This window comes from Jejudonia soesokkakensis, assembly GCF_042664795.1.
In the GTDB taxonomy this organism is placed as follows: Bacteria; Bacteroidota; Bacteroidia; order Flavobacteriales; family Flavobacteriaceae; genus Jejudonia; species Jejudonia soesokkakensis.
In genome coordinates, this window is the sequence record NZ_JBHTBN010000001.1 from 81,184 (window position 1) to 100,455 (window position 19,272).

Consider the following 19,272-nt stretch of genomic DNA (forward strand, 5'->3'; position numbering starts at 1 on the left):
CATATTTGTTATTTTTGATACAAACAAATCCCAATAGGTATGAAAATTACCCTTGTTGCAGGAGCACGACCCAATTTTATGAAAATTGCTCCCATTATTCATGAGATAAAGAAGCAGCAAGACCAGGGTACGGCTATTTCGTATCGGTTGGTACATACGGGGCAGCATTACGATAAAAATCTAAGTGATACTTTTTTTGATGAACTTAATATTCCAGCTCCACATACAAACCTGGAAGTGAAAAGTGGCTCTCAAGCCACTCAGACGGGTGCTATCATGGTAGGTTTTGAAAGAGAATTGCAAGAACATCCTTGTGACCTGGTATTAGTTGTGGGAGATGTTACTTCGACAATGGCCTGTACCATTGTAGCAAAAAAAGCACATATCAAAGTAGCCCATGTAGAAGCAGGGATTCGGTCTGGTGACTTAAAAATGCCTGAAGAAATCAATCGTATGGTCACCGACAGTATTACTGATTATTTTTTTACGACTTCTCAAAAAGCTACCACTTACCTTCAAAGTGCAGGTCATTTAGAGGAGCATATTTTCTTTGTTGGGAATGTAATGATCGATACGTTGCTACATAATATCAAGAGATTAAGAAAACCTGAATTCTGGGAGAAACTGGCGCTTTCAGAAAAAAGCTATTTTGTTCTTACACTTCATAGGCCTTCTAATGTAGATGCACTTGAAGATTTTTCAATATTACTGAAAAAGATCGTAGCAAAAGCAAAGGGAGCTCCAATTATTTTTCCGGTACACCCAAGAACACAAAAAATTTTAAAGGACGCCCAGCTTTCGTTTGAGAACCTTCATTATGTAGCTCCGCAGGGATATTTATCCTTTATTTACCTTGTCAAGAACGCTAAAGCCATTTTAACTGATAGTGGAGGTATTACCGAAGAAGCCTCCGTTTTAAATGTTCCTTGTCTCACGTTCAGAAATAGTACCGAACGCCCAGAAACATTGAGGTTGGGCACAAATAAATTAGTTGGAAATGACCCTTTAAAGATTGATGTTGCCTTCGATACATTAGACCAAGGAAATTGGCAGCAATCGCAGGAAATTCCGAAGTGGGATGGAAAAGCGGCAACGCGTATTATTGCTACTCTTTTAAAACTGTATGGAAACTAAGCGAATTCTTTTAGTTACTAACTATTTTCCTCCAGAAAAAGGTGCTGCTTCTAACAGGTTGTGGTCACTGGCTGAAGGACTTTCCAAAAAAGGATACGATGTTCAGGTTGTATGTCCTTTACCCAACTATCCTCAAGGCGTTATCTTTTCAGATTTTAAAGGAAGTTTTTATAAAAAACGTATAGCGAATGAAATAACGATTCACAGGTTATGGTTGTGGCCCAGTAATTCTCCTAATAAGTTTTTTCGCTTGCTCTCAATGCTTTCATTCTCGTTGAGTTTGTCATTATTTTTTATTCTGAAAACGCTTCCGAAGAAAATAGTAGTACAATATTCTCCTGTATTTGTAGGGTTTACCGCTGTATTTTATGGATGGCTTTTTCGAAAGAGGATCATTCTCAATGTGTCTGATTTATGGCCGTTGGCAGGGTTGGAGATGGGTCTGCTTAAAAAGGGATTTTACTACTCTCTTCTAGAAAAAATGGAGCGCTTCTGTTATAAAAAAGCGGATTTAATTATTGGGCAATCTGAAGAAATACTGGAGCATATAAAAAAGCTGGTTAGCAAAAAAGACACTTTTTTGTACCGAAACCTTCCTAATTTTGAACCAATTTTTCCAAAGGAAAAAGTGTCAACTGCTCCTATAAGAATTGTATATGCAGGGTTATTGGGAGTTGCGCAGGGTGTTTTTAAAATTTGCAATCAGATAAAATTTCCATCAACCGTCGAGTTACACATATACGGTGCTGGACCTGAAGCTTCAGCAATTAAGTCCATAGAGAATCTGCAGATTAAATATCATGGAGAAGTGTCAAGAGAAGAATTACACCAAGTTTTATCGACGTATGATGTTGCTTTTATTCCGTTAGTGAACAGAATTTATGGTTCGGTTCCTTCAAAAATATTTGAATATACAAGGTTGGGGGTGCCGGTATTGTATTATGCAGGAGGTGAAGGAGGTGATCTGGTAAAAATGCATCAGTTGGGATGGACTATTCCTGTAAAAAATGAAAAAGAGCTTCAGAAATTCATTGATGCCTTTTCAGAAATAAAGCTTACCGAATATCCTAAAGAGAGTGTTCAGCAAAAAGCAATAGAAGCTTTTGATTTTGACAAGCAATTTGATCTTTTTATAAGGAAAATTTCTGCCATTTAATAGGCTTTTTCTTCTCCTTTGAGTGCATTATATATTGTTTTAAAAACAATTTTTAAGTCCATAAACAATGACCAGTTTTCAAGATAAAAAATATCATACTTAACCCTGTTAATAATGTCTTCATCACTTTCTACTTCCCCTCTATATCCACTAACCTGAGCGAGTCCTGTAATGCCGGGCTTGATAAAATGACGTACCATAAATTTATCGATACGCTCTGCATACATATGGGTGTGACTTACCATATGAGGTCTTGGACCTACAACAGACATGTCTCCTTTTAACACATTGATAAACTGAGGTAGTTCGTCCATACTTGTTTTTCGTATTATTTTACCTACTCGGGTAATACGTTCGTCCCCTTTGGTAACTTGATGTAAGTGAGCCAAAGGATTTGGCTTCATAGATCGAAACTTATAACAATAAAATTCCTTGTAATCGAGTCCGTTTCTTCTCTGTTTAAAAAAAACCGGTCCTTTTGATTCTAATTTAATAAAAAGACCTAGAATAGGAGTTAACCAGGATAATACACCTATAATCACAAAAAGTGATAGTACAATATCAAACCCTCTTTTTATGAATTTATTGATGGGTTCGTCCATTGGGATTTTACGCAACGAGAGAATAGGTAGAAAACCATAATAGCTAAAATCCAGCTTTTTAGTATATATTTCTTTATTGTCGGGCAAGAACTTAAGAATCTTAAGGTTGTTGTCTGCAAAGTCAATTATTTCGGTAATTTCAGTGTTTTTTAACTCCCCTACAGAAATATATATTTCGTCAACATTATTCTTCATGACATAATCAAAACAATCCTGAAGTTGTGCCCCTGGTTTGTTGATATCAAAAGTCATTTTCAGCTTGTAGCCATATTCAGATTGCTCTAGAAAGAAGTTTTTTAATTGCTCGGTTTTGGGGCTTAATCCAATGATCACGACATTTCGAACATTACCGCCTAAAAGTTTTCTATATTTTTTAAGTAAGAAAAACACTGCAAACTTTACGACAGTGATAATTCCGATCACTAACAAAAAGTACAGCAAAATATGGTAAGGGTCTGCATCGACCTGTCTATAGAAGCCAAAAAAAGCAAAAATAATTAATAAGAAAACAATGCCTTGCCTCCCTAATAAGGAAATAATTTTAGCCCCATGAGTAAAACGATATATCTCATAAAAGTTGGATTTTACTGAAAGAATAATCCATGCCAAAGAAATAAATATTATATAGGTAAGATAATCGAAGGTAGTATCAAAAAACGGAGCTGCAAATAGATGGATAATGACCAAGTCTATTATATACGAAATAGGCCTTAAAAACCCCGAATATCTTCCTGTTTTAAATATCATTAATGTCTTATATGCTTTGAGAAATCCTTGTGTTCACTTTTTAGCAATTCTTCTTTTGACAAACTTTTAAAATACTTATAGGTTTTCTGCATTCCTTCTTCTCGTGCAACTTTAGGCTCCCAACCAAGAATATCTCTCGCTTTAGTGATATCTGGCTGACGTTGTAACGGGTCGTCTTTAGGCAATTCTTTAAATACAATCTTTTGATCTGATGCGGTAAGTTTAATGATCTCTTTTGCAAAATCAAGAATTGTGATTTCATCTGGATTCCCAATGTTTACAGGTAGGGCGTAGTCACTTAGAAGCAATTTGTATAATCCATCCACTTGATCGTCGACATAACAAAATGATCTAGTTTGCATTCCATCACCAAAAACTGTAAGATCTTCACCCCGTAAGGCTTGCCCAATAAATGCTGGAATCACACGTCCGTCGTTAAGTCGCATTCTGGGTCCGTAGGTGTTAAAAATACGGGCAATTCTGGTTTCCAAACCATGAAATCTGTGGTAGGCCATTGTAATAGACTCTTGAAAACGCTTTGCTTCATCGTATACCCCTCGCGGACCAATCGTATTGACATTTCCATAATAGCTTTCGTCTTGTGGATGTATTAATGGATCTCCATATACCTCAGAAGTAGAGGCAATTAGAATTCGTGCATTTTTTTCTTTTGCAAGACCTAGAAGATTGTGAGTTCCCAAAGAGCCTACTTTTAAAGTCTGTATGGGTATTTTTAAATAATCTATCGGACTTGCCGGAGAAGCAAAATGAAGAATATAATCTACATTACCTGGCACATGTACGAAACGGGTAACATCATGATTGTAAAACTCAAAGGTCTCAAGTTTAAACAAATGTTGGATGTTTTTTAAATCCCCCGTTATGAGGTTATCCATACCTACAACACGATAGCCCTCTTTGATAAAACGATCGCATAAGTGTGACCCTAAAAACCCAGCGGCTCCAGTAATAAGAATTCTTTTTTTCATACGTTTACGTCCTTTCTTCCAATAGAAACATATGTAAACCCTTCGGACTTCATATCTTCAGTATTGTAAAGATTTCTACCATCAAATATGACTGGATGCACTAAAAGTTCTTTTAGTTTTGAATAGTTAGGTGTTCTAAAAATGCTCCATTCTGTGCAGATTACAAGTGCATCGGCTCCTTTAGTTGCCTCATACATTGAAGTAGCATAGGTTAATGTATCACCAAATTTCTCTTTAATGTTTGGCATGGCTTCTGGATCAAAAACGGTGAGTTCTGCTCCTTTTTCCAGTAAAGCATTCATCATATAAATAGAAGGTGCTTCACGAATATCGTCTGTTTCAGGTTTAAATGCCAATCCCCAGATAGCAATCTTTTTTCCCGAAAGATCTGCTTTAAAATGGGTAGTAATTTTAGGGATTAAAGCTGTTTTCTGAGTATCATTAATCTCAATGACTGCATCTAAAATTTTAAAATCATAGTTTTCATCTTTTCCAGCTTTCTGTAGCGCTTTTACATCTTTTGGGAAACACGAACCTCCATATCCAATTCCAGGAAATAAAAACCGTTTTCCAATTCGGGAGTCGGTACCCATTCCTACGCGTACTTTATCAACATCTGCACCTACTTTTTCACAGTAATTTGCAATCTCGTTCATAAACGTAATCTTGGTCGCTAAAAAAGAGTTTGCAGCATATTTAGTAAGTTCTGCCGACTTTTCATCCATGATCAATATTGGATTGCCTGAACGAACAAAAGGATTGTATAACTTTTTCATCAGAGTGGTAGCGCGTTCACTACTAGAACCAATGACGATACGTTCTGGCTTTAAGAAATCGTCAACCGCAAAGCCCTCCCGCAAAAATTCTGGATTGGAAACCACATCAAATTCACAACTTGCATTTTTAGCGATTACTGCCTGTACTTTTTCGGCAGTACCCACGGGCACTGTGCTTTTATCTACTATAACTTTGTATTCTTTTATTTTCTTTCCAATTTCTTCTGAAACATTTAAAACATAGGATAGATCTGCAGAGCCATCTTCATCTTCAGGAGTTGGAAGTGCCAAAAAAATAATGTCTCCATGAGTAAGACCTTCTTCTAGTGAAGTTGTAAAGTTTAGTCTACCAGCCTCAATATTTCTGTCAAAAAGTACGTCTAAGTGAGGCTCGTAAATAGGTACTTCTCCTTGACGCATCCTTGCTACTTTTTTTTCATCAATATCTACACATAAAACTTCATTCCCTGTTTCTGCAAGACAAGTTCCTGTAACTAATCCTACATATCCCGTTCCTATTACTGAAATTTTCATAGTTTTTTTATTTTTTAAAGACAGCCCACTCCATCTAATTTTTTATTCCTTTTTACGGCTGCAAATATACTTCTTTAAATAGTATTCTTACTCTTGGGCTATTATGATTTCAATTGTTCTGAATGTCCCTTTTTTTCAATGTATGTCGAATTCTGAATCAATAATAAAATGATTATTATTCCAAAATAATAGGCTCCCATTTGCCTATGAAAAAAATTTTCAATCAATCCAAATAGAACAATAGTCACAAGAAGTGCTGTTGAAAAATAATCTTTTCTTTTTAGCACGAAAAGCACTAAAAAGAGTGTGATAAAAAGTACTACTGCTATCGCTCCAGCACTTAGGTAAAAATCTAAAAACTGGTTATGACTATTATACTTTCGGTTTAAAAACTTTTCTCTTCGATTATCATCTGATATTGAAGTGGTATAACAAGCAAGTAATTCATTTTTAGTGGTTTCAAAGCCAATCCCTTTTACCAACACTTGTTCTTTTTCTAAGATTGTTGCAGCACATTCCCATATTATAGTTCTTGGCTCCGCTCCCTTAGTCTTTTTTAGTAAAGGTTCATTTACAGTGGTATCTGGAGTGATATACAAAAAGCGCTTTCTAATATTTTCATTAAAGATGAAAGCTAAAGTACTCACCACACCAATTATAACAAGGGTAACAATTACTCTAATTATTTTTGCTTTTCCGTAGAGCAAGCGCAGAATAGCTAAAAGAATAAGTACCAAAATAGCATACCTTGATACTATCAAAAAAGTAAAGCCTATAGTTAAAACAATATTTGCCAGATAGTATTTATTTTCGGCCTTGTAGGTAGCAGACATGCATTGGTAACTTGCCAATATGCTTAGTACACACAAAAATCCTAAATAGAGTCTTTCAATAAGTAAGGTGTCTAATGGATTTAATGGATTCCAAATATCAAATGCCCCCGTTTCTTTTACTACCATTAAAATATTGATGCCAGAAATTATCATGGCAAGTAAAGCCGAAAAAATAATGGCATGATATACTTTTTTAAAATCCTTTATGGGTAAATAGAGTATAAGAAGTGCTCCTGACGCTAATATCTTTAAAAGAACTGTACTGTTGTCTTCAAACCTTCCCAGTAAGAGTGTGTTTAACCCCAGAAAAAAGATAAGGCCAAAGAAAAGAAGTGTAGGTAATTTTACAAGTTTTTTAAAATCTGTTTTCTTAAAAACAAATGGAAATGCAACAACAATAATTGCAATAAGGATATTGGGTAGGATTCTTACATATCCATCAAATGGGATTAATAATAGCAATAAGAAAAAAGCATACGGATAAATGGAAGCAAGTAATATTCTCATTTTCTAACTGTTGTTGGTTGATACTTTTTCTTTTTCCATGATAGCTATACACGAAAATACCAATAAAAAAACAATAGGTTGATTTGCACTCACAATAAAACCAGCGGCAAACAATCCTGTTACTATAAAAATGAGTAAAATACTTTTCAGATAGACAGTTGCATTAAAAAAGTGTAGTAATTTTTTAAAAAACCACACATACCCTAAAACGCCTAAGACTCCAAAAAATATATAAATATCGAACACCTCCATTTCTGGTCTTGAAATGTAGAATTGAGATCCTCCAAAAATATAGTTTGCCCAAGTCCATTTTGGAAGAATGATATCGTTAATTGTATTGGTAAGATGGATGCTTCTCCCGCTGGTAATGCCAGCCATAAATCCTAATCGTTGATACACATCAACAAGAATTTCAAATTTATCTGAGATGAATTCAGAAATTCGTTGGTAAAAAACCATACCAAGTATCGAAGCAATGCCTACACAAGCCCAAAACCATTTTTTGAGATAGCGCTTAAAAAAGATAAGATCAAATAAGAGCAATAAGGGAAAGAAAAAATATAATTTTTTAGTTCCTATTAGGAATGAGCAAAGTAGAACAAAAACAAACTTATAGGGCTTTGTCTTTCTGAAAAATGTTTCATAATAATAATATGAAATCATAAAGATAAAGTAAAAACTTGCTTGGTTGTTTGAGTTGTACAACCCCATATACCCATACCTATTAAATCGTAGGTAGGTTCTAAAAACCTCAATGTCTACAATAGCTGCCAAGATGATAATAAAACAGTTGATGAAAAAAACAAGTTCAAAAAAGCGAAATAGTTTTTTCAAATACTTTTTTTGTTTCAATAGAGGAAAAAAAATCAAAAAGGTAAACGGAAGAAATAAAAATCGGGAGACATATACCAACTGTTTAGAAATTTTCGAAAAATAGGGCTCAGGGTCGATAATAAATGCCTGTCCAAACAAAAAGACAGCACTTAGCACCAGTATAAAAACGGCTACCTGTTTTGCAAGCTTTTCCCTTAAATATAACCTATTATAAAACAAAAGAATTGCAAGATAAAGTACAATAACAAATCCTTTTGATATTGCAGTAAACCTTATAAAATCACTGTGAAGGTGAAGTCCAATTTTTCGTGCAATATCTCCCAATAAAAAAATGACAATTGTTATGATAAACATCCAATAGAGATGATGTGCCCATTTTGTATGTTTAATATCGGTTATCATTTATTTTTAATTTGTGTACTGGCAAGTCGTAGAAACTTTGTATTGGTATAATAATACCGCTTAAACATTCTTTTGGGCTCCATTAGTAAGCGATACAACCATTCCAGGCTATTGTTTCGCATCCAGGATGGCGCTCTTTTAATTTCATCAACATATACTGGAAAAGCGCCTCCTAATCCAAAAAGAATCGCGTTTATTTTTGCTGAATGCTCATACATCCACTTTTCCTGTTTTGGGCAGCCCAGTCCCACAAAAACTACGTTTGTTTTAGCAGCATTGATTATTTCTATGTAAGCTTCATTATCCCATGGCTTTCCGAAGGGAGGAGAAATAAGAGCGGTAATGGTAATGTTTTTATATTCGGAAGCAATTTTTACTTTTATTTTTTCCAAGACCGAATCTGTAGAGCCTACAAAAGCAATATTGAGTGCATGTTGATCACACTTTTCAATAAAAAAAGGTAAAAAATCCATGCCTGCAATACGCTCTTGTTCAATGTTGTATAACTTTTGAAACATTTTTGCTACGGGAGCACCGTCTGGGAAAGCGTAGGTAGCCTCGTTTACAACCGTATTGAATGCTGGGTCATCATAGGCCTCAATAAGCATGTGCACATTTGTAAAACAACAATACGATGGCGTTCTGTCCTTTGCTAATTTTAAAATAGCAGGCAAATGACTTTCCAGCGATCCTTGTGAAATGTGTGAGGTGATGATCTTCTTTTTCATTGCTTCGAAGTTACTTCATTATACAGCTGAATCAAAGCTTTAAAATTCTGATCATGAGTGTAGTTCATTTGAAACGTTTGTAACGCATTGGCATATAACTCATTGCTATTATTTCTATCAAAATCTGAAACGGTTTGTGCTAGTGCTTCCGAAGCGCCAGTGGTAAATAAGCGGCCGTTTTGATGGTCTGAAACAATTGTATTTATATTATCCACATTTGAAGCAATCACTGGAGTACCCGCAGCAAAGGCTTCTATGATGGTATTAGGCAATCCTTCATAAATGAGAGAGGAAAATACGAGAGCTTTACCATGACGTAATTTTTCTTTAACAACGGAAAAAGGTTGCTTTCCCAAAAAACGAATATTGGAATTTGCATTCTTTTGTAGCGCTTCAGCTAGGGGTCCCTCGCCAATCACCTCCAAACTAATATCTGGCAACTTGTTGAAGCCTTCAATCAGTGTTGTAACGCCTTTTTCTTCAGACAGCCTACCAACAAAAAGGTAGCCTTTTCTTTTTTCCGAAGAAATCACATCTCCTTCGTTACTATCTGTACTGTTGGGTTTTACCACTATTTTTTCAGAAGAGATTTTTACGGTCGAATCAATAAAAAGTTTTTTGGCAAAAGGGGTAAGCACTATAAATTTAGCCACATTCTTATCCCAGCTATTTTTTACGTGATGAGTATACAAAGAACCTGTTAATGCAGCCGATTTCACTGCTGAATCTTTAAAGCAACGATGTTGGATAGCAGGATATGAAAATGATTTCCCCAGGCATTTTGTACATATGTTGCCCTCTCTTAAAAACAAGGCATTTGGGCATATTAATCTATAATTATGTAAGGTCATTACAACCGGGATTCCCAAATTTTTTGCTTCGTATAAAACACTTGGAGTGGCCGTATAAAATACATTATGAACGTGAATTACATCCGGTTTAAAATCGGTCACTTTTTTTCGTAACATAGCTGCAGATTCATTGTTATGAATGAGTTGCAATGGATTTATTGCTTTATTTTCAAAGAAAAGTTGCTCCACAGTCATGCCTTGAGATTTTAAAAGATTGTATTCGTTTTGGACTACCGTATCTTCGCCGCCTTCAAACTGATATTTGTTATGTACCTGTAAAACTCTCAAGAAGAAACTGTTTGTTTAAAAAGTACTGCGTTAAAAAACGCGAAAAAGATGACTCCGGCATTGATCATATAAAATGATTCGGTGATGGCAGAAAGTATAAAAACTCCTAAAAAAATAAGATAGAGAACCCCTCTTTTTTTCAAGGCCATAAAAAGTCCATATCCAAGACCTGCTAAAAATAAAAATAGTCCAATGAATCCGACTCTTACAGCAGATTGAAGGTACATGTTGTGTGCATGAAAATAAGTTCCTGTAGCAAGTAATTGTCCCTTCATATACACTTTATAGCACAATTCTAACTGATCCATGTCGTCCCCTAGTCCCACACCAAGGAGGGGATCGTTTTCTATTACCTTGAGAGCACAATCCCAGATAAGAAGTCGGATACCCGTTCCGCCCCAATAACTTTCTTCTGGATTTTCCACACTATCATAACTATATATTTCTTTCCATTTTTCTCGAAAAGCACTATTGCTTATAGCTACCATTCCAATGGCTAGTAGGGTAATCCCAAAAATGCTTAGTGGAATCAATAGCTTTTTTGTCCTTAAATAATAGATGCAGAGAAATACAAAAAGAAACAAAATAAATATGGCGATCGATGTTCTTCCACCTAAGAGAATAAGAAAACCTACAAGAAAAAAACTGGCTATGACGGTAAATCTTTTAAGATATTTTGTATTAAAAGTTTTAAAATTAAATAGGGAGCAATAACACGTAATAAGTGCGGCAAAGGAAACATATAGGGACAATGATAAATAGTGGATATCAATGAACGTAGCAGATAAATTATTTCCTATAAATGCTGAGGTTACGAAACCATTTTCAGCAAATTGCTTTATAAATGAGATAAAAAGCAAAAGTAATACCGAGCTACTAAACCCTAACCCTATGTAGAACACATCCTTACTTTCTATTTTATAAGGCATACTGATGATGAATAATGGGAACAATAGTAGCGGCGCTAATAAAGCAATTTTTTTTAAGTAGAATGGAATATCGTCACTATAAAAATAACTCACTGCACACAGCAAATAGAACGAAGAGAATACTAATATAGCAACAATCTTTTTTTTTGAAAGCTGAATACGACCCGTAACCAAATGTAACAACCAGTAAAATCCAACAACTCCCATCATAATATTTGGAATGGCTGGACCATAGGGTAGCAATACTGCAAAAAGGAGCAGGAGTGCAATCCATAGTTTATTATTAAATAGGATCTGCATTGATTGTTCCATTTTTATTGATCTGATCAAACTCTAATAATTTAACCATGAGAATCATAGGCAATAAAATTTCCACTACTTCAAAATAAAACTGAAATAAAAATAATAGAATGCAATAGAAAAATATAAACTTGACAAAATTTGAACTTCCCTTATTTTGTATCACTTTTCTCGCTTTTGAAATGCTTGAAAAAAATAAAAATAAAATGAAAGATCCAATGATAAGACCATATTCTACTATTATAGATACCAAAGATGAAAAAGGTTGGTTTCTGGTTCCATCATTCCAAGATGAATTTTCAAGATAATTTCTATTTAAAATCGGCATCACATAATTACGGTGATAATCAGTTCGATAATTAAATAACTTTTTGAACGTATCATTTCCTATGAAATCTCCATTAAGATAAAAGGCTGTTCTGGAATTGTACGTGCCTGGGGATGTACCTAACAATAATACTTTAGGATTCTCAAAAAGCAGTCTACGAGATCCATCTAAAAAAGTAATGTACCTTGGTATCCATGTTCTACGATGACGTTTCATTTTATTAATTTCATCTTGATAATCATAGCCTTCTGTTACAACTCCTACATACGCGATATTTACTCTTATGTAATCAAAATTTCCAGGATTAATTACATACACAACTGCAAAAAAACTAATTCCTATAAAAATCACCTTAAAAAGAGTAGCTACGTTTTTTAATAGTATGGGTAATAAAACAATAGCAAAAGCAAGAATGAAAATCATGAGTCCTAGCCCATAAAACCCTAAAATGCCACAAACAAAAAAAAATGCAAATTTTTGAAATTTTTTAATGAAGAAATAATAGGTAGCGACCAATAGGTTTACTACAGATAAACTGTGAGAACCAAAGCCACTAGTACCATACAGACCCGTAAAGATATCGTCTGGATATTCGGTAGTTGCCAGAACTAAAACAGCATAAATAGCAGCAGAGATATTGACTATAAAAAGTGTATAGGTAAATATTTTAAAAAAAAGCTTGAAGTAATCTTTATTAAAAAAAGATTCTCTTTTTGGAGGGGTGGAAGTTATTAATAGTAATGTAGGTATAAGAAGATATAAGGCTAAAAATAAGTTGTAGATAAAAAATCCCTCAAGGATCATTGAAACAGTTCCAACACAAATAATTACACCACTTACTAAGAGAAATTTTCTACTGATTTTATATTTAAGCAAGAGTATTAAAAAGAAAACCAGAACAGGATAAGCCAGCAAAAGTACTGGCCTTAAAAAGGTTAAGCTTAGTACAGAAATAAGTATAAATAAAAATTTCATTTACCAATTGGTATTATCTTCATATCCTAGCTTAATTAGCATATGGTTTGCGTGCTTTTTAAATATTTCTTTCTCTTTTTCGCCAAAGTAGTTTTTCCAATCTCCTTTTATTCCTTTTCTGAGAAAACTTTTTACATTTTCTTCACCTGCTTTTCTTTTAGTTTGATTTTCAAATGAATATTTCGCAATTATCGTTGTCAATTTCTGCTTATTAATTTTTTCAAATCCAAAAAAACTACTAAACATTTGTGCAAGTGTGTCATATGGGTTTTCAAGTAATGATTCGTATCGTATAAGATAAATATTGTTTCTCTTATTCAATTCTTTTAACCAAGCTTCATTAAAACTAGCCCAATTTCCCATATAGGTATATTGCTGCATTTTTGAAGGAGTATGGGTAAAAGAAAAATTGATAAAATGAGACATATTCTTTTTTACATCATTAAAATCATCATACTCTAAAATAGAGCGATAATAATGTACATCTTTAGGAATTAATTTGTTTTTATCATTCCATAATAGCCTGTGGTGATACTGTGAAACCATCACGTCCCTGCCGTCCCGAACTAGTAATATTATTTTTTTATTATTTAAAATATTCTTTTCGGGTAAATAATGACCATGATACAATGATTTCTCAAGTTTTGGAAATTTGTTACGTGGAAATGGAATTTCTAAATATGAAGAAATAAGCTGTCCTAGCCAGGTCCCGCCAGATTTTGGATATTCTACTAAAACTATCGAATCATTTAGCTGGGTTACACTATTAACAAATAGTAACCTGACAAATTGTTCTAATTTCCCTTTCAACTTTTTAATCATATGCTTTGCTAAATCTTTTAGGAAAGTAATACGTTCTAATTCCTAGTTTTTTGTAGATGTAAACAGTTGCTGTAATATTCCAAAGGATAATACTAATTCCAGTAGCAATCGCAGCACCTTCAATACCGTATTCCTTTATGAGAACAATATTAAGAAAAATATTAACGATTAATGTAATAATTAAAATCTTAGAAAGTGCCTTTTGTTGTCCTGTCATTTGCATTATATTCCAAACAGGACCTGTAAATGAATTAATTAGTTGAGCAATACAAACTATATACAAAGCTGTTTGCCCTAGTAGAAAATCTTCACTAAACATTTTAAAAATAAAAGGGTTAAATATTATAATAAGCACAAATACAAAGAGTGAAACTAAAATGTTAACTTTTGAAATTGTATTAATTTCAGATTGCATCTTTACCAATTCATTTTTATAAAATGCAGTAGATAGTTTTGGCGTGAGAATTGAATTTATAGCATCAAGGCTAAATATAATTAGTGCTGAGATTCTAATTGCAATATCATAGATTCCTACCAGTTCCTCTTCAACAAAAATTCCTAAAATAAGTTTATCACTCCAAGTTAACAGTATTATCAAGGAGGCCGAAATAAAAATCGAAGTCGAAAAGCTAAAAAACTCTTTAAAAGTCCTATTTATCTTTATTTTTCTGGGTTTGATCTTAAAAAAAGCCAAAATAAAAGCAATAGAGAATAATAGTACTATTCCTATAAAATGACCAATTACAGGCGTTGTATTGGCAACTATATTTTCTGAAACGACACCTGCTAATAGCAACAAAAGTAGAAGCGCCAATAAAAACCTTCCGAAGCTATTAAATATTGAATAAAACCAAATATTTTTTAGCCCTCTGTAAGTGCCTGAGATAATTAACAATAAAGACCAAAACGGAATTGTCAATGCTGTCCATTGTAAGTAAGGAGAGAAATTAGGTTTTTTAAAAAAGTGCAATGAGATAAAGTCACTAAAAACGTAAATCGAAGAACATGCCATTAAAGAAATAGTGAGGCTTACTAATAAAGCAGAATAAAATTTTGAACCATGTCGTTCGATACTATTCTCCTCGGCAAATAATTTTGTGAGCGCTATATCGAATCCCATGACACAAAAAACTGAAACAATGATCATGACAGTAAATGACATTGTTACAAACCCATACACACTCTCATCAAAATAACGAATGGTGAGAAAGGCAAAAACGTATGCAAGTATAAACGACAATACCCTTAAAACCATAAAAATGGTACTTTTAAGGAATGTTTCTGCAACGCTATTTTCTAGTATAGTTTTTAAGTTGATCATTTATTCTAATAGCACATTTTCAAGATTTGTTTAAGGATACCTCCTAGTTAATTAAATGAAAAGTCTTTCAAAGAAATAGTAAAATGTCTTTTTTTTATCTTCTTGTCTGCAATTCCAAATCGGAATTCTTTATACTTCTTTTTGTTAAAATGAACTTTTTCAGAAAATTGGAAACTATTCTTGTCTAACATTTGAAGTGGTAGTTCTATATACTCAAAATCAGAATTATTGTTCTCTACAAATAATTGAAAGTAAAAAACACAGTTTTTATTTATACGACCTGTATCTCCTGTGAAATTAGCACTAACGAACATACTATCATTTTGATGTAAATATGTAAGACTATCGAGCTTATATTTTTCATTTTCAAAAATATAAGGGTGTTCTATCATACTATAACTATTTGTTGCTTTATTGTATCTTTTAATTTTGGAGAATGTTGTGTCGTAGGGTTTATCATTACAGGATGCTAAAAAAAAGGCCGTGATCAAAAATATAAAAGCAGAAGTATACCAATAAGTATATAAAATTCTATGATGCTTATGGCCCTTTATCATATCAATTATCCCCTTTTTGATTCCTTTTTCCCCATTCTACACGTACACTCCACAGTCTTGAAAATTCATCATATTGGCCTGTAACAATTTCCTGAATTTCGAAGTCTGGTAATTTTTTATGTGCTAGTAATACAGAACTTGTCGAGACCCAAAAAGGAACGTCAAGAATTTCATATTCAGATCTTTTTAAGTCTAGATTTTCAAAATTAAATTGAGCTCTTTCAGGGGTTAAGTCTTGACTGTCTTTCGGATATACATGCAAAAAAATAATATCACTCTCTTCTTCGTAAGTAGGGTTTTCATTTACATAGTAAATTTCATTGTTTAAATGATATATACTAAATCTTTTCTGTTTTGAAACTAGATTTTCTTTGGCAGTGATTTTCTTGTAAACTGCATAATCTTTAGAAGAAAAATTGATTTTTGTAAAAAGGATTCCTATAATTAATACGCTCAAGGCAATTAAAACATATCTTTTATAGCTCTTAACTGAAGTTCTCAAATAAAGTCTTATATCTTTTACTAAGGATGACATAACGCTCCCTATTCCAGCATAGCCAAAAAGGCCAAAAGGCATATACCAAATAATAAAATTCATATGGGTGTGTATATATGAATGTCCTTTAAAAACTACAAGCCAAGATAGTGGTGCACTAATAGAAATCCACATTGTGATGATTAAAGTTTTGTTTTTCTTATAGTTTTTAAAGGTAGTTGGTGAAATACTTTTTGAAATAAAGATCAATGCTGAACATAATAATAACAGTAAAAGTAATTCTCCAAACTCAATGTTCCATAAGTTATCCCAGCCAGCCAACTGCCAATTGTTTAGATTTATAGCTGTACCGTTCCAATATGTTTGTAAAACTTCTGAAAGGCTCGCATTAATTGACTCTTTATAAATTTCTGGAATATCTGCATTGCCACCCCCAGATGCCCTTTTTGTATAACTTAAAATAATATGGTTAATTCCTGCCTCTATTGAACCCTTGGTCATTGAAATCTGCCAAATCAAAATTGCCATAGATGCTAATAATGCTGTTAAAGCACTAACCACAACTACCAAAAATCTTTTCAAAAAAGTTTTAACTTTCCATTTGTCTAGCAAAGCATAAAACACAAGGGGTATAGCTAACATTATTAGAGCAGTTGTTATATACTCAAAGCCAGTATAAAAGCATTTTAATAAAACTGTTATAAAGCAAACGACAGCAATTTTAATAAATGTTAGTTTTAAGTTTTTATTTTTACTTTCTTTTTCAAAGAGCCATAGAAGTGATAAAAATGGAATGTAAAATGACCAAAGGACCCACCATAAATTTCTACCAAAAAATGTAGTCCATTGTGAAATCAATAATAAAAAGAGTGCTATAAAAGCTGCCAGTATTCCATACCGCCTTTTGCACCACAATAAAAATAATGAAAATGCCAGTGCTGTAAGTATAGCGGTGATTAATTCAAAGATTTTTAAGTTTTGTTCGTTCTCTAGAGGAGATAACCTGTCTAGAATAGCAAAAGTCATTGCTTGACCACCTGTCTGACTTCCATAGGTTCCAAAGCCTGAAGGGTCTGGTTTTAGATTTTTTATATATATCTCGTATTGATAGTCATTTACCTGTTTATTCTCAGGGATATTAGTGTACCGTCCAGTTAAACCACCTTTTGAAAATATCCCTTCATTCGCACTAAAAGCTAATCGCCCAACAACTAAACTTTCATTCCCTTTATTAAAAACATCAAATTGGTTATCATTTACAACGCCCCAGAAGTTAGAATAAAATCCAAGGCATAGAAGAAACGTAGAAAAGATCACAAAAAATCTATTGTCAAGAATAAGTTTTTTTACCATGATGAAACTAAAGAGTACACATTTGATTTATTTTAGATTTAAAATCCCATATTTGGTAATACAGTAAATCGCACGCACTCCGTCTTTCCATCCAATCTTTTTTCCTTCTTCATAGGTTCTTCCATAATAAGAAATACCGACCTCGTAAATGCGAATTTTAGGAATGCGAGAAATTTTTGCAGTAATTTCTGGCTCAAAACCAAACCTATTTTCACGTAGTTTTATCCCTTGAATCACATCTGTCTTAAATAACTTATAACAGGTTTCCATATCTGTTAAGTTAAGATTAGTAGCTATATTGGAAAGTGTTGTTAAAAATTTATTCCCTATTGTATGCCAGAAAAATAAAATTCTATGTGGATTAGAGCCCATAAAACGAGAGCCATACACTACATCTGCAAAACCATTTACAACTGGTTTTAAAAGGTCGTTATATTCGTTAGGGTCATACTCTAGATCTGCGTCCTGAATAATCAAATATTCACCTGTGGCTTTAGCAATACCTGTATGTATGGCAGCCCCTTTTCCTTTATTCACTTCGTGTTCATGGTAGGTAATGCTTACTTCTGGGTTTGCGTCCACATACCTTAAAATAGCTCCTTTGGTATCGTCCTTAGAGCAATCATTTACGATAATAATTTCTTTCTTAATTTCATTGATTAAGGCAACTTCTTTAACTTTATCTAAGATAAGATGGATGGTCGCTGCTTCATCATAGGCAGGAATAATTATTGATAGTTTATTTATTTTCATTATTTGAAATTGTTTTTTAAATACCAATCGTACATTTTTTCAATACCCTCTCTAAGTTCTACCGTATGTTTCCAGCCTAGATTATGGAGTTTTGATACATTAGTAAGTTTTCTTGGAGTACCATCTGGTTTTGATGTGTCAAAACTGAAATCGCCTTTATAGCCAACAATTTCTTTTATGATCGTTGCCAATTCTTTTATTGCAATGTCTTCTCCAGTTCCAATGTTTATATGCGTATTTCTTACTTCGGAAAGGTTTTTGATAACATATTGAAAGTCTACGTTTTCCATGATGTGTACACATGCCGAAGCCATATCTTGCGACCACAAAAACTCCCGTTTTGGTGTTCCCGTGCCCCAAATTTCTACTGAAGTTTCAGAAATGCCAAAGCGCTTTAAAATTACGGAAGCTTCTTCAAAGGTCTCAACTTTTAGATCTTCTAGTATCGCTGTTGTATTTCCTTCAGAAAGTAACTTCGCCAAATGAATCTTCCTAATTAATGCAGGCAATACATGTGACTTTTCCAAATCGAAATTATCATTGTAACCATACAAATTTGTAGGCATGACTGAGATAAAATTGGTTCCATACTGCAAATTGTAACTCTCACAGAGTTTAATGCCCGCAATTTTTGCAATGGCATAGGGCTCATTGGTGTATTCCAGCACATCTGTCAATAAATAATCTTCCTGCATGGGTTGCGGACAATTCTTCGGATAGATACAGGTGCTTCCCAGAAAAAGAAGTTTTTTTACCCCATTCAAATAACTCTGATGAATTACGTTGTTCTGTATTGCAAGATTATCGTATAAAAATTCTGCTCTGTAGGTATTGTTAGCTACAATGCCTCCTACTTTTGCGGCAGCCAAAAAAACGTAGTCAGGTTTTTCCAAAGAAAAAAAGGTTGCAACAGCTTCCTGCTTGGTTAAGTCAAGTTCTGAATGTGTTCTTGAAATAATATTGTGATAATCTCTATCATTCAGCTCTTTAACAATCGCACTTCCTACTAATCCACGATGGCCTGCCACATAAATTTTTGAATTTTTTTCCATGCCGA

17 protein-coding genes are annotated in these 19,272 nt (G+C 33.6%); 2 read left to right on the top strand and 15 right to left on the bottom strand.

Translation table 11 applies throughout. From position 1 onward, the window contains the following. The first annotated feature begins 39 nt into the window (after positions 1-39). Together wecB and ACFQO1_RS00390 are read left to right on the top strand one after the other, a co-directional pair. Positions 40-1,134: a non-hydrolyzing UDP-N-acetylglucosamine 2-epimerase gene (gene wecB / locus ACFQO1_RS00385; protein ID WP_380215572.1), complete on the top strand. Its 1,095-nt coding sequence runs from the start codon at positions 40-42 to the stop codon at positions 1,132-1,134. After that, on the top strand, positions 1,124-2,290 hold the full coding sequence (locus tag ACFQO1_RS00390) for a glycosyltransferase family 4 protein (protein WP_380215574.1): 1,167 nt from the start codon (positions 1,124-1,126) through the stop codon (positions 2,288-2,290). The genes wecB and ACFQO1_RS00390 overlap by 11 nt, the downstream gene beginning before the upstream one ends. Here ACFQO1_RS00390 and ACFQO1_RS00395 read toward each other — a convergent pair. From ACFQO1_RS00395 to ACFQO1_RS00465, 15 genes are all read right to left on the bottom strand, one after another. Further along, on the bottom strand, positions 2,287-3,639 hold the full coding sequence (locus tag ACFQO1_RS00395) for an exopolysaccharide biosynthesis polyprenyl glycosylphosphotransferase (RefSeq protein ID WP_380215576.1): 1,353 nt from the start codon (positions 3,637-3,639) through the stop codon (positions 2,287-2,289). The genes ACFQO1_RS00390 and ACFQO1_RS00395 overlap by 4 nt on opposite strands. Further along, positions 3,639-4,628 carry a UDP-glucuronic acid decarboxylase family protein gene (locus tag ACFQO1_RS00400; RefSeq protein WP_380215578.1) on the bottom strand — a complete coding sequence of 330 codons (990 nt, stop codon included), beginning with the start codon at positions 4,626-4,628 and terminating at the stop codon, positions 3,639-3,641. The genes ACFQO1_RS00395 and ACFQO1_RS00400 overlap by 1 nt, the downstream gene beginning before the upstream one ends. Beyond that, positions 4,625-5,938 carry a UDP-glucose dehydrogenase family protein gene (locus ACFQO1_RS00405; protein ID WP_380215580.1) on the bottom strand — a complete coding sequence of 438 codons (1,314 nt, stop codon included), beginning with the start codon at positions 5,936-5,938 and terminating at the stop codon, positions 4,625-4,627. The genes ACFQO1_RS00400 and ACFQO1_RS00405 overlap by 4 nt, the downstream gene beginning before the upstream one ends. 101 nt (positions 5,939-6,039) lie before the next feature. Further along, positions 6,040-7,278, bottom strand: coding sequence for an O-antigen ligase family protein (locus ACFQO1_RS00410; protein ID WP_380215582.1), 1,239 nt, complete (start codon positions 7,276-7,278; stop codon positions 6,040-6,042). A 3-nt stretch (positions 7,279-7,281) separates the two neighbouring features. Next, complete coding sequence (locus tag ACFQO1_RS00415; RefSeq protein ID WP_380215584.1) at positions 7,282-8,112, bottom strand: hypothetical protein; 831 nt, start codon at positions 8,110-8,112, stop codon at positions 7,282-7,284. Positions 8,113-8,510: 398 nt separating this feature from the next. Then, a complete protein-coding gene (locus tag ACFQO1_RS00420; RefSeq protein WP_380215586.1) occupies positions 8,511-9,242 on the bottom strand; it encodes a WecB/TagA/CpsF family glycosyltransferase in 732 nt (243 codons plus the stop codon). Further along, on the bottom strand, positions 9,239-10,381 hold the full coding sequence (locus tag ACFQO1_RS00425; RefSeq protein ID WP_380215588.1) for a glycosyltransferase family 4 protein: 1,143 nt from the start codon (positions 10,379-10,381) through the stop codon (positions 9,239-9,241). The genes ACFQO1_RS00420 and ACFQO1_RS00425 overlap by 4 nt, the downstream gene beginning before the upstream one ends. Continuing rightward, entirely contained in the window at positions 10,378-11,610 is a 1,233-nt protein-coding gene (locus tag ACFQO1_RS00430; RefSeq protein WP_380215590.1) for an O-antigen ligase family protein, read from the bottom strand. The genes ACFQO1_RS00425 and ACFQO1_RS00430 overlap by 4 nt, the downstream gene beginning before the upstream one ends. Continuing rightward, positions 11,594-12,742, bottom strand: a complete 1,149-nt coding sequence (locus ACFQO1_RS00435; RefSeq protein ID WP_380215592.1) for a hypothetical protein — start codon at positions 12,740-12,742, stop codon at positions 11,594-11,596. Before ACFQO1_RS00435 ends, ACFQO1_RS00430 begins: the two co-directional genes overlap by 17 nt. Before the next feature lie 171 nt (positions 12,743-12,913). Next, positions 12,914-13,735 carry a sulfotransferase domain-containing protein gene (locus ACFQO1_RS00440; RefSeq protein ID WP_380215594.1) on the bottom strand — a complete coding sequence of 274 codons (822 nt, stop codon included), beginning with the start codon at positions 13,733-13,735 and terminating at the stop codon, positions 12,914-12,916. Next, complete coding sequence (locus ACFQO1_RS00445) at positions 13,728-15,056, bottom strand: oligosaccharide flippase family protein (RefSeq protein WP_380215596.1); 1,329 nt, start codon at positions 15,054-15,056, stop codon at positions 13,728-13,730. The genes ACFQO1_RS00440 and ACFQO1_RS00445 overlap by 8 nt, the downstream gene beginning before the upstream one ends. Positions 15,057-15,103: 47 nt before the next feature. After that, positions 15,104-15,448, bottom strand: a complete 345-nt coding sequence (locus tag ACFQO1_RS00450) for a hypothetical protein (RefSeq protein WP_380215598.1) — start codon at positions 15,446-15,448, stop codon at positions 15,104-15,106. 166 nt (positions 15,449-15,614) lie between these two features. Continuing rightward, entirely contained in the window at positions 15,615-17,135 is a 1,521-nt protein-coding gene (locus ACFQO1_RS00455) for an APC family permease (RefSeq protein WP_380215600.1), read from the bottom strand. A 354-nt stretch (positions 17,136-17,489) separates the two neighbouring features. Beyond that, the gene (locus tag ACFQO1_RS00460; protein ID WP_380215602.1) at positions 17,490-18,215 is read right to left on the bottom strand and encodes a glycosyltransferase family 2 protein; all 726 of its coding nucleotides are present in this window, start codon (positions 18,213-18,215) and stop codon (positions 17,490-17,492) included. After that, positions 18,215-19,267, bottom strand: a complete 1,053-nt coding sequence (locus ACFQO1_RS00465) for a GDP-L-fucose synthase family protein (protein WP_380215604.1) — start codon at positions 19,265-19,267, stop codon at positions 18,215-18,217. Before ACFQO1_RS00465 ends, ACFQO1_RS00460 begins: the two co-directional genes overlap by 1 nt. Between the last annotated feature and the right edge of the window lie 5 nt (positions 19,268-19,272).